Annotated in this window: 12 protein-coding genes; 7 read left to right on the top strand and 5 right to left on the bottom strand. The window is 56.8% G+C overall.

All coding sequences use genetic code 11. The annotated features are described in order from the left end of the window. Positions 1-62 precede the first annotated feature (62 nt). The gene (aroE, locus tag ABF979_RS10540) at positions 63-923 is read left to right on the top strand and encodes a shikimate dehydrogenase (protein WP_415559658.1); all 861 of its coding nucleotides are present in this window, start codon (positions 63-65) and stop codon (positions 921-923) included. 50 nt (positions 924-973) lie between these two features. Here the strand turns inward: aroE and ABF979_RS10535 are convergent, their stop codons facing one another. The 5 genes from ABF979_RS10535 to ABF979_RS10515 all read right to left on the bottom strand — a co-directional run bounded on the left by ABF979_RS10535 (position 974) and on the right by ABF979_RS10515 (position 5,189). Continuing rightward, positions 974-1,762, bottom strand: a complete 789-nt coding sequence (locus ABF979_RS10535) for an ABC transporter permease (RefSeq protein WP_415559656.1) — start codon at positions 1,760-1,762, stop codon at positions 974-976. 128 nt (positions 1,763-1,890) lie between these two features. Continuing rightward, on the bottom strand, positions 1,891-2,766 hold the full coding sequence (locus ABF979_RS10530; protein ID WP_211497704.1) for an ABC transporter ATP-binding protein: 876 nt from the start codon (positions 2,764-2,766) through the stop codon (positions 1,891-1,893). After that, a complete protein-coding gene (locus ABF979_RS10525) occupies positions 2,763-3,122 on the bottom strand; it encodes a GntR family transcriptional regulator (protein ID WP_415559654.1) in 360 nt (119 codons plus the stop codon). Before ABF979_RS10525 ends, ABF979_RS10530 begins: the two co-directional genes overlap by 4 nt. A 231-nt stretch (positions 3,123-3,353) precedes the next feature. Then, positions 3,354-3,569: a hypothetical protein gene (locus tag ABF979_RS10520; protein WP_415559652.1), complete on the bottom strand. Its 216-nt coding sequence runs from the start codon at positions 3,567-3,569 to the stop codon at positions 3,354-3,356. A gap of 279 nt (positions 3,570-3,848) precedes the next feature. Further along, positions 3,849-5,189, bottom strand: coding sequence for an RsmB/NOP family class I SAM-dependent RNA methyltransferase (locus tag ABF979_RS10515; RefSeq protein ID WP_415559650.1), 1,341 nt, complete (start codon positions 5,187-5,189; stop codon positions 3,849-3,851). A gap of 21 nt (positions 5,190-5,210) precedes the next feature. Between ABF979_RS10515 and ABF979_RS10510 the strand changes: the two genes are divergently transcribed. The 6 genes from ABF979_RS10510 (at position 5,211) to ABF979_RS10485 (ending at position 11,827) form a co-directional block, all read left to right on the top strand. Next, positions 5,211-5,945 carry a YggS family pyridoxal phosphate-dependent enzyme gene (locus ABF979_RS10510; RefSeq protein WP_099210766.1) on the top strand — a complete coding sequence of 245 codons (735 nt, stop codon included), beginning with the start codon at positions 5,211-5,213 and terminating at the stop codon, positions 5,943-5,945. A 99-nt stretch (positions 5,946-6,044) separates the two neighbouring features. Continuing rightward, a complete protein-coding gene (locus ABF979_RS10505; RefSeq protein ID WP_415559648.1) occupies positions 6,045-8,072 on the top strand; it encodes a potassium transporter Kup in 2,028 nt (675 codons plus the stop codon). Next, positions 8,069-9,220, top strand: a complete 1,152-nt coding sequence (hemW, locus tag ABF979_RS10500) for a radical SAM family heme chaperone HemW (protein ID WP_415559646.1) — start codon at positions 8,069-8,071, stop codon at positions 9,218-9,220. Before ABF979_RS10505 ends, hemW begins: the two co-directional genes overlap by 4 nt. A 35-nt stretch (positions 9,221-9,255) precedes the next feature. Then, positions 9,256-10,338: a nucleoside hydrolase gene (locus ABF979_RS10495; RefSeq protein ID WP_415559644.1), complete on the top strand. Its 1,083-nt coding sequence runs from the start codon at positions 9,256-9,258 to the stop codon at positions 10,336-10,338. 28 nt (positions 10,339-10,366) lie between these two features. Further along, positions 10,367-10,786: a DUF1489 family protein gene (locus ABF979_RS10490; protein ID WP_046900021.1), complete on the top strand. Its 420-nt coding sequence runs from the start codon at positions 10,367-10,369 to the stop codon at positions 10,784-10,786. Between the two features lie 108 nt (positions 10,787-10,894). Next, positions 10,895-11,827, top strand: coding sequence for a VOC family protein (locus tag ABF979_RS10485; RefSeq protein WP_415559642.1), 933 nt, complete (start codon positions 10,895-10,897; stop codon positions 11,825-11,827). Positions 11,828-11,965 lie beyond the last annotated feature (138 nt).

Raw genomic sequence — 11,965 nt, 5'->3', positions numbered from 1 at the left:
GTTCCAATCTGTTCAGCATGTCTTTCTATGTCAGGGACGCCCCAACACAGGAGAGCCAAGGCATGAGTGACCAGAACTTTCGCAGCATTCTGACAGGATCATTTTCGACACCATGCGCAGACAATCCGACTGTCGCTATGATCGAAGCCGCATACATCCATGAAGGGCTGAACGCGCGTTACATCAACTGTGACGTCAAGGCAGACAATCTAGCTGACGCCGTCAAAGGTGCCAAAGCCATGGAATGGGTCGGGTTCAACTGCTCCCTGCCCCATAAGGTCGCAGTTCTGGAGCATCTCGATGCTCTGGATGAGTCAGCAAAACTGATCGGGGCAGTTAATTGCGTCGCCATCAAAGACGGGCGCCTGACGGGCCATAACACAGACGGCAAAGGGTTTCTGGCGTCCTTGAAAGAGATCACAGATCCAGCCGGAAAACGCGTTCTCCTTCTTGGTGCAGGTGGAGCTGCACGTGCGATTGCCGTTGAACTGGCACTGGCCGGCGTCGCCCATCTCACCGTCGTCAATCGTGACGTTAAGAAAGCCGAGACCATTGCTGCACTTGTGCGTGACAACTCGAGCGCAGATGCCGAAGCCAAGCACTGGCAGGGCGACGTTTCCGTTCCCGAAGGCACAGATATCGTCATCAATGCCACATCCATCGGCCTTGGTGATCCGGGGGCGATTCCTCCTGTGGACATCAAAAGCCTGACCAAAGGGCAGATTGTTGCGGACGTCATTCCCAACCCACCGCAAACACGCTTCCTTCAGGAAGCCCACGCGCAAGGCTGCACAACCCTCGATGGCTTGGGAATGCTGGTCAACCAAGGCCTGATTGGTGTTGAGATCTGGCTGAGCAAAACGCTCGATGGAGACGTGATGGCCCAGACACTGGAAGAAATTTTTGAATCATCCGGAGACTGAACTCCGAGGCCCCTCCGTCTGGAACACAGACGGAGGGGTTTGCATTTTGCCTAGATAGGCTCTGCCCGGCGACGCAGCCAGACTGTCAGAACGAGGCAGACTGCCGCCAGCAACACACCCCACCAAAGTGAAGGCATCGAAAACAGGGCTAGAAAGTCCAGATGTCCGGTTACGATCTTATCTGTTGGCGTATGCTGTACATCAAACCCATCAGACTGGGTGGCGATGATCTTCATCTGGGCATCGTGGAAGCCAGTCCCGGGAAAATGCAAAAAGCGGTCCCATATGATGGCCGTAATATGGTTCGTACGCAGACCAATGGCTTCCACAATATAAAGACCCGCCAGTCCCCCTAATACCCACACGGCAGGCACGGTTCTGACACTGGCTGAGACCAGGAACAGAACGGCATAAATCGGTAACCACCACAGAGTATTCAGCACAATATAGGCAACATCATCGATTATCAGATGACCTACACTGGCTTGTTCTGCCAGACCCACCGGAGAGATTCCGTATGCCTGTGCAGTCGCAACAATAAGAACGATCGTCGCCACCCAGCTTAAAAACAGCGATAAAAGAGGGCCGATCACAAGCACAACACTCGCCTTGGCCGCTACGCTCAATCGGTCCGAGACAGGCAGAGACTTCCAGAAAAGCACCGACAGATCCTTACGTTCATTATAGAACGTACCGAGCGCATAGATGCATCCCACCGTCAGGGCTGCGACATTGGCGATCCCAAACAGCATTTCCGCAGTGATCCTGAACATCAGGATTGGTGGAACACTTTCTGCCGTCCCTTTTATGACCTTGAGGTGGCTCGTGTGCAGCTGCAAGCAGAGAAGAACCAATGGCAGACAAACCATTACCAAGGGGCCGAGTATCAAAAACCGGTTTCCCCAAAGCTCTCGCCTGACAGACCAGACGTATTGCTTCAGCGGCCAGGTTATTTTTCCATATTCGCTCATGCCCCTGCCCCTTTCCTGTTCCCGCGGTTCTGTCCCATCAGCACCAGAAACAGATCGGCCAGTCGTGGCTGGCGTGTTTCGCCAAGGGCCGCCAGTTCACTGTGCGGCACACCATCAAAAAGCATGATCGGCTGCCCCATGATGAGCCTTTCACTGATCGGCCCCAGATGTCGGGCAGCGTCCGAAGTCTCCGCTCTGGGTTTCAGTTCCACGAAACGCTGCGCCAGATTTTCCATGCTGTCCTGTAGGGTGATGCGACCATCCCCGATCAGAATGACATCTGTGAGGATATCCTCGATTTCCTCGACCTGATGGGTCGTCACCAGAATGGTGCGGTCATGGTCGAAGTAATCATTAAGAAGCGTGATGTAGAATTCACGACGATACAGCAGGTCCAGACCCAGCGTCGGCTCATCAAGTACCAGCAGCTTGGCATCAATAGCCATGACCAGCGCCAGATGAAGCTGCGCGACCATACCCTTGGACAGATCCCGCACGCGGGAACGCTTCTGAATGTCTGTCCGGGAGAGAAAGTGCTCCGCCCGGCTCCGGTCAAACCGTGGGTGAACGCCTTCGACATAGTCCAGAACCTGCCAGACCTTCATCCAGCGCGGGAGCAAAGCCACATCGGCAATGAAGCAGACATCCTGCATCATCGCTTCGCGCTCACGCCAGGGATCACGCCCCAGAACCCTGAGGGAACCTTCATAGGGGACAAGACCCAGAATGGCATTCAGAGCTGTCGTCTTGCCTGCACCATTCGGTCCGATCAGGCCAACAATCCGGCCTGATGGAATACTGAGGTCAATGCCCAGAACACCTTTGCCGCCGCGATGCACTTTTCGCAGACCCTGTGCTTCAATACAGATCATGCGACATCTCCGTCTTTGAGAAGATCATTCAGGCTGAGACCAAGACGACGGATTGTCCGTAGCGTTTCCGGCCATTGTTCCGTCAGGAATTTCTGACGTTCGCTCTCACCGAGCCGCGCCAGCGCACCCTGCGCCACGAACAGTCCAAGACCACGACGCTTCTCGACCAGCCCTTCATCAGAAAGCTGCTGATACGCCTTCATCACGGTCAAAGGATTCACCTGACATTCGGCTGCAACCTGTCGAACCGACGGGATCGCATCACCCTCAGCGACAGCGCCGTCCAGCATCATGCCGACCACCCTGTCCCGGAGCTGCTGATAGATCGGCTGGCTCTCATTCCACGCACCATCCACAACACACCTCCTCAAATCTCTCTACCCGGGACTCCATTTCGTACGCCTTATTTCCGTTCTGGTGATTTACATAACTATATCACCAAATCGGAAGCAAGGAGATTTCCGTACCGGCCTGCCCGCGACGTATCCAACCGCAGGCCAGGTCCTTTCAGGTTTGGACAAAAAATAAAGCGCCATCTCCCAAGAGATGACGCTGTAAAAAACCTCAGATTCAGCCATGCTGGCAGATCAGAACATGGCGCGATCTGGAATTGTATTTCCATACGACGAAATATTATCAATTGTCTGAGAAAATTTTTCATTATTTTCAGAAGAACGCGAGAATCCGCTACCAGAACATGCAGACATCACCAGAAACAACGGAATAAAAGCCAAAGAAAATACTGGATTTACTGTCTTATTTTTTGTCACCTTCTCATCCTCTTCTTGTTTTTTTCGGACCATACTCCTTAAAAAATTTACACACACGCTTAGCGCTACAAAAGCGCATGTGCGTTGAAAATATTATGTTTGTTTTCATCTTTTTAGAAGAAATAAGTACACTTTAACAAAGAGCCAAAAAGTTCTCTATCTATGCATTTAGGTATAATTTCACGGCAAATACTCGCAGGTTGAGCGGGTAACCTTCGCACGAAAGTATTTTGCATATTATTTCTAAAATATTGGTACTTTCGGAGAGAACGCAAAAAAAGCCTACCTGAAAATCAGGCAGGCTTGTAAGTCTCAAACGCGGATTAATCTGGCGGCAAAGAAGCCGTCCATTCCGCCCCGATCCCACCAGAGACCGGGATGTGTTCGGAAAAATCCTTCCGGCGTCCGGGCAATCGCCATGTCCGCCAGTTCTTCATCCGTGAACGGCACATGCTTCCAGCCCCCACGTTCAAGCGCGGCTGCGATGCGATCTGGACCCTCTTCATCCTGAAGAGAGCAGACGGCATACATCAGCATGCCACCCGGCTTCAGCATGTCACGCGCTGCGTCAATGAAAGCGTCCTGACCTTCCGCCAATGCCGTGACATCACGCGGGCGTTTGATCCACAGCACATCCGGATGACGGCGGAACGTCCCTGTTGCTGAACACGGTGCATCCAGCAGCACCGCATCAACGGGGGCTTTCGGGCGCCACTTCAATCCATCTGCAACAATCGTCTCAGCAGTTGCGCGCATCCGGGTGATGTTCTCACGCAGGCGAACTGCGCGGGACTCTTCCTTTTCGATGGCCGTGACATCTGCGCCGGCAGCAGAAAGCTGAGCCGTCTTGCCTCCTGGGGCCGCACAGAGGTCAATCACCGTCTTCCCGGCGACATCCCCCATAAGCTTCACAGGCATGGCAGCAGCCACATCCTGTGCCCAGAACTGCCCCTCTTCGAAGCCTTCCATTGTCGCAATCCGTGTCCCAGCCGGATAACGCACAGTCCCTGTCGGCAGGACATCGCCACCTTCAGGAGCAATTGCCCCCGGGCGCAGGCTCAGATCCAGCGGCGCCTCACGATGCAGTCCGCGGGAAATGGACCGTGCGCGATGACCCCAAGCGCTCCACAACCACGCCGGAACATCCAGTCTGGCGTCATCGAGCCCTTCCAGAAGATCACGCCCTTCACGCGCCACACGCCGAAGCACAGCATTCGCCAGCCCGGCGAAAGGCGCCAGACCGCGACGACGCAGCAGGTCAACAATCGTGCCTACCGCTGCATGGGGTGGCGTTTCCAGATGCAACAGTTGCGCCACACCCAGAAGCAACGCACACCGAACAGGCTCGGGCGGTTCACGGCGCAGCATCGGCTGAAGAATTTCAGTCATGCTCCCCATGTACCGCAGCGTTGTTGCCGCCAGACGATGCGCAGAAGCACGATCCCGCGGGTCCATCGGCCCGGCACGGTCCAGCGTCGTTTCGAGCATACGGCGATGTTCAACCACACCGCAGACAATGTCGAAGGCAAGATCACGTGTCGGATCCGGACTGGGGCGGCGCTCCTGTCCCGGCTTCGGACGGCGTCCTCCCTGGCGGGACGCGGACGGGTTCTTCGGACGGCCGGAGCCGCGAGGGGGCGTATTCTGTGTCATTATCGGGCGTTGATCTCTCGCATGCTGCCGAAATCGCATCTTGCGGCGCCGGACGCAATGGAGTCTTCTGCCGCAATGTCCGATCAGATTGCAGAAAATCTCTCCGCCATCCGTAGTCGCATCATTCAGGCCTGCGAAACATCAGGCCGCCCTGCCACGGATGTGGGCCTCGTTGCCGTCAGCAAATTTCATCCGCAGGATGCCGTGGAAGCGGCCTTGAAGGCCGGTCAGCGCGTCTTTGGTGAGAACCGCGTTCAGGAAGCAGCCTCCAAGTTTCCAGCGCTTCGTGAGACCTGGCCAGACCTGCGCCTGCACATCATCGGTGGCCTCCAGACCAACAAGGCCGTCGATGCCTGTCGCATCGCAGATGTGATCGAGACTCTGGATCGCCCCGCCCTTTCTGATGCGCTGGAAAAGGCTGCAGAGAAGACAGGCCGCCTTCCGGAGTTGCTCATTCAGGTCAACACAGGGAACGAGCCACAGAAATCTGGCATCCCCCGCGATGAAGCCGACGCGTTCATCAAGGCCTCAATGCTGCGCTTTGGAGCGAAGGTGCGTGGGTTGATGTGTATCCCGCCAGAAGATGAAGATCCCGCTCCACATTTCCACTTCCTGACACAGCTTGCACAGCGCCACGGACTCCCCGTGGTATCCATGGGCATGTCGGCCGATTTCGAGACAGCCATTGCCGAAGGCGCCACCCTTGTAAGAGTTGGAAGTGCCATTTTTGGCTCTCGCCCCATGACCGGATCCTAACGCGCACCTTGCATCCCTGTAAGAAATCTTGTCATGAGGGGGAATAGACCACGCTTCGACACATCCCTGTGAGGCGATGGTTTCCTGCGATGCCCGTAAATGGAACCACCGATGCCAGAACACGACGGCGATCACGCTTCCCCTCCTTACCCCGGCGCCGGGGTTCCGGTGGACAGCGGCGAAGTCCTTCAGACCATCGAACAGGCGCACAAAGAGGGAAATACTTCTGAACTCGGTGACACAGAGGGCGCTGGCGGCCACAAGAAGCCCGGCGGCTTTGGCGCGCTTCTGGCTGTTCTGGGTGTCGTGTATGGCGATATCGGAACGAGCCCGCTTTACGCCCTTCAGTCTTCCGTCGGCATTGTAGGATCTGCCAAGCATCCGGCAGCAGCCTGGGAAGTCATGGGACTGGCCAGCCTGACGTTCTGGGCGCTCATGCTGATCGTGACGTTCAAATACGTCATCCTCATCATGCGGGCAGACCATGATGGTGAAGGCGGCATCATTGCCCTGATGTCCCTCGCCCAGCGCGTCTGCAAATCCCAGAAATTCCGATGGCTATTCGGTCTCGTCGGCATTGCAGGCACCTGTCTTTTCTTCGGGGACAGCATCATTACGCCGGCCGTGTCGGTGCTTTCTGCCGTTGAAGGCATCGAAATCGCCGTCCCCTCTGCCAGCCATGTCATCATCCCGATCGCGATGGTGGTTCTGGTCGCACTCTTTGCGGCGCAGGCCCTCGGAACGGGCAAGATCGGCAAGGCGTTCGGGCCGATTATGGTGCTCTGGTTCACCGTTCTTGCCATTCTCGGTGTCCGCGGGATTCTGCTTTACCCGCACATTCTGCTGGCTCTGTCTCCCACCTTTGCCCTCGAATTCATTGTCCTGCACGGATACCTGTCGTTTATCGCGCTGGGATCTGTCGTGCTGTCCGTGACGGGTGCCGAGGCACTTTATGCTGACATGGGCCATTTTGGCCGGGCCCCCATCCGCAAGGCATGGCTGTTTTTCGTTCTGCCATCCCTCACCCTGAACTATTTCGGCCAGGCAGCTCTGCTGATCCATGATCCGGCAACACTGGCCAACCCGTTCTATCATCTCGGGCCACACTGGGCGCAGATCCCGCTTCTGATCCTTGCCACCTTCGCAACCGTCATTGCGTCTCAGGCCGGTATCTCGGGAAGCTTCTCGCTCTGCCGCCAGCTCATTCAGCTTGGCTACCTGCCCCGCACCCGCATTGTGCACACCAATGCCTCAGAAGAAGCACAGATTTACCTGCCGTCCCTGAACTGGATCCTCGGTTTCGGCGCACTGGTACTGGTTCTGTCTTTCCGGTCCTCCGCTGCACTGGCCGCTGCATACGGCATCGCCGTGACCGGTACGTTCCTGTGCACCTGCGTTCTGGCAATGGTCGTGTTCCGCCGCACCTTCAAGTGGAGTGCTGCTGCTGTCGGCGCTGTGTTCGGGCTGTTCTTCGTCGTGGATGCGGTGTTCTTCTCCGCCAACGTCCTGAAAATCCCGGATGGCGGCTGGGTCCCACTCGCCATCGGTATTATCAGCACCATCGTCATGACCACCTGGAAGCGTGGACGTGGGCTGATTGCTGCCAAGCAACAGGCGGACTCCATGCCCATGGCCTCGTTCCTAGCTCGCCTGCCGCAGTCCCGCACCATCCGCGTGCCAGGTCTTGCGGTCTTCCTGACAGCCAACCCGGACGTGGTCCCCAACTCGCTGCTACATAATCTGAAGCACAATAAGGTCCTGCATGAGCATGTCATGTTCGTGACCGTGCAGAACCTTGATCAGCCGGAGGCTGAGCGTGGCCACCGCACGATCGTTCAGGAATTGGCCCCGAACATCAATCGCGTGATCGTCCGCTACGGCTTCATGGAAATGCCGAACCTGCCGCGTGCGCTCATGGAGCTGAAGGCACTTGGTGTGGCGTTTGATGCCATTCAGGCCTCGTATTTTACGTCCCACGAGCTTGTGGTTCGCTCTCGCGTTCCCAAGATGCAGCTCTGGCGGATGTGGCTGTTCCTGCTTCTCCTGCGTAATGCCGCCTCCACCACGGAATTCTTCCGTATCCCGCCTGATCGCGTGGTGGAGTTTGGCGTCCGGATTGCAATTTGACCGAACCTCTTTCTCTCTACATTCACTGGCCATTCTGTCTGGCGAAGTGCCCTTACTGCGACTTCAATTCCCACGTCCGGGATGAAATTCCGCAGAAGCGCTTCGCCGCAGCCTTGCGTCGTGAACTGGCGCATGACGCGGCCCGTCTTGGCCGCCGGCCACTCCGCTCCATTTTCTTCGGCGGCGGCACACCGTCCCTGATGGCTCCGGAAACGGTCGCAGCTCTTATCGAAGATGCGCATCAGCTTTTTGATGCCGAGCCGGATCTGGAAATTACGCTCGAAGCAAATCCGACCAGCGTCGAAGCCGGAAAATTTGCGGCTTTCCGTCAGGCTGGCGTAAACCGCGTCTCGCTCGGCGTGCAAAGCCTTCGCGACGACGCCCTGAAGATGCTCGGTCGGGAACACTCTTCAGGACAGGCTATTCGTGCTCTCGAAATTGCGCGCACACTGTTTCCGCGCATTTCGTTTGATCTGATCTACGCCCGCTCCGGCCAGAGCGATGCTGATTGGCAAAATGAACTATCCACCGCGTTGGATCTGGTGGCGGATCATCTGTCGCTTTATCAGCTCACAATTGAGCCCGGCACGAAGTTCGAAGCCCTGCACCGGCGTGGAGAACTGACACTCCCGGATGCCGAAGACGCTGCACGCCTTTATGACCTCACCGGCGATACGGCCGCAAAGCATGGCCTCCTGCCCTATGAAGTTTCCAACTATGCACAGCCCGGCGCGGAAAGCCGCCACAATCTGACCTACTGGCGCTACGCCGATTATATCGGCATCGGCCCTGGCGCGCATGGTCGCCTGACTTTGGATGGAGAGCTTTACGCAACCCGTCGTCACCGCGCCCCTGAACCCTGGGCGGACCGTGTTGAAAAAACGGGTTCTGGCAGTACGGACGAAACCCTTCTGTCTGCGGAAGAACGTGGCCGGGAAGCCCTTCTGATGGGGCTGCGTTTGTCTGAAGGCATCAATGAAGCCAGATTTACCGAACGCACGGGTAGACCGATGGAAGATTGCGTCGATCCGTTCATGCTTGAGGCTTGCCTGGAAGAAAACTACCTCACCCGTGACGGCGGAATTCTAAAGGCAACTGGCGAAGGAAGACTTCGTCTTGAAGCATTACTGGCAAGATTGGTCACATGAAGGCATGATCGGGCGTTAATTAACAGGACGAGACCATGCGCCGATCCATTCTCTCTGCCCTCCTTGCTGCCTGCGCTCTGACCGGCATTGCGTCCGCTGCCCCTGTGGCTCCGGGATATTACATTCAGGATAACGACTATCTCGGCCCAGGCGGCTCAGACATCCAGTCCGTCATCCCGCTGCTCAACCGCGAAAACGTCAATCTCCTGGGTTTGACCGTGACGATCGGAGACGACTGGGAGAACGCTGAATCTGCACATCTCCGTCGCTTCCTGGAAATTGCAAAGCAAACCCAGGTACCTGTAGCGGATGGCGCTACCATGCCACTCGTCAACACCGTTGCGGCAACGAAGCTTCGTGAAAAGCAGTACGGCACCATTCCCTGGAAGGGCGCATGGGGTGGTCTAGGCTCCATTGACCACACTCCAGAGACACAGCCCGCACTCGGCAAGATGGCCGAAGGCACACCACACATGGCCGTCGATCCGCTCCCCGCGGCGATGGTGCTGATCAAGGCCGTTCATGATCACCCGCATCAGGTCACGATCATTGCGGCAGGTCCTTTGACCAATCTCGCCCTTGCCATCCGTCTGGACCCCACCTTTGCCGCTACGGCCAAGCAGCTTGTATTCATGGGTGGCCTGCTGGATTCCAGCATGATGTCCATCACAGGCAATGCGGACTTTGCTTCAGACTTCAACATGATCGGCGATCCGGAAGCAGCCCATATCACACTGACCGCACCGTGGGCTGCCATCACATGCGTCGGCAATGTCTCCAACGACATCATGATGACGCATGAGCTGATGAACCGCATCGCGGAGAAGAAAACGCCGGTCACCGAGTATCTTCAGAAGTTCTACGGCCCGCTTCCGCTGTGGGATGAACTAACCTCTGCAATTGCTGTCGAGCCAGATCTGGTTACGAAGTCTGTCGATGCCTATATGGACATCAACACGGCACCCGGCATGGATTACGGACATGCACATGTCTGGCCGGATGCGACTGCACCCAAGGGCATGGGCCTTCGCAAGGTGAAAATCGTCCAGTCCGTGGATACGAAGCGCTTTATCAACGAGTTCGTCGCCCAGGCTCAGAATGCCATGGGAACGCACTGACACCAGACTTTCCAGAAGGGCACCCGACATGCTGAACATCATCAAGCTGGCCGTCGGTTGCCCGACCATCGAAGTGCTGCGTGAGCGCATGCAGCACCCGCGTGTGAACGGTCATGGCGCCGTCCCCACGCGGACAATGCCCAAGCGTGCAGCCGAAGTCCTAGACGGCGGCTCTCTTTATCGCGTGATGGACGGCATGATTCTGTGCCGTCAGCCCATCATAGGGCTTGAAGCCTGCCGTCGCCCGGATGGGACGGAAGGAACACTGATTGTAGTCTCAGACGACATCATCCCCGTTCAGCCCCGCACCATGCGTCCCTTTCAGGGATGGCGATATCTGGACCCAAAAGATGCGCCCCCTGATCTCGGCCAGTCAGCGGGCAGTGATGGGGTGGCTGATCTTCCGCCTCAACTTCGCAGAGAGCTGGCAGAACTCGCTTTAATCTGAAAACGCTCCCTCAAAAGGGCCGATATGGAACAATACAGTCATTCAAGCGTTCAGCCTGAACGCCGAGACTGCATTGCAGGCTCTCTCCTGCCCTGAAGGAGATTTTCCTTGCCTCCGTTCCATTCAATTCCTCGCAAAAGACTGCGTCACGCGTCCCTGCTCCTGGCCGGAAGTCTGTGCTTAAGTGCGGCTCCTGCGCTTCAGGCCGCTGATGCACCTGCGACCGCCAGTGCACCGTCAAAGGCGCAACTCCTGCCGGGCAAAATTGTCTATGCCCAACTCACAACGCCAGACCTCAAAAGCGCCAAGGCTTTTTACGGGTCGCTTCTGGGGTGGACCTTTCAGGACGTTCCCGTCTCAAAAGGGCAATATGCACAGGCGCTGGTTAACGGAGCGCCAGTCGCAGGCCTGGTCGAGCTTCCACGCATGGCACATCATGGGGACCCGCTTTGGCTCCCGTTCATTTCCGTGTCAGACGTAAAAGCGGCCGCAGAGGCAACGAAAATCTGGGGCGGCCATATTCTCTTCAAACCTCAAATGGTTGAAGGACGTGGCCACGAGACTGTCTTGGCAGATCCGCAGGGTGGCCTGTTCGCCGCACTGCACTCCAGTGCAGGTGATGAACCGGATGTTGAGACGCCACCCGCTCAGGGAACATGGATCTGGAGCGCCCTGCTGACGAACAATCCCTACGCAGCAGCTGGATTTTACCAGAAGCTGTTTGGATATACGGTCGAATCAGTTCAGGACGCCAAGCGTGGCACGGCTTATTTGCTGGAATCCCAGTCCTTCGCGCGCGCTACAATCAATCCGCTCCCCGCTCGCCTCCCGGAAGGGGCACACGCACGCTGGATGAACTTCGTACAAGTGGACAGCGTAGAGGCCGCCGCCCAGAAAGCCGTGACGCTTGGCGGGACAATTCTCGTACAGCCTCATCCAGATCGGCAGAACACCACCATTGCCATTGTCGCCGACCCCACCGGCGCAGCCTTCGGGCTGATGGAATGGCATGACCCCAACGCAGCGGGGGATGCAAAATGATCAAACGTTTATCTCGCACACTGGCCCTCATAGGTGCCTTTTCCCTCATGCCACTCCTGTCAGGCTGCGTCGGTTATGACGGTTACGACGGATATTATGGCGGGGGTGGCTACGGCGGCAGCTACTACAACACTGGCT

It is taken from the genome of Gluconobacter sp., assembly GCF_047723935.1.
GTDB lineage: Bacteria > Pseudomonadota > Alphaproteobacteria > Acetobacterales > Acetobacteraceae > Gluconobacter.
This window is presented reverse-complemented; position numbering and strand designations above follow the sequence as displayed.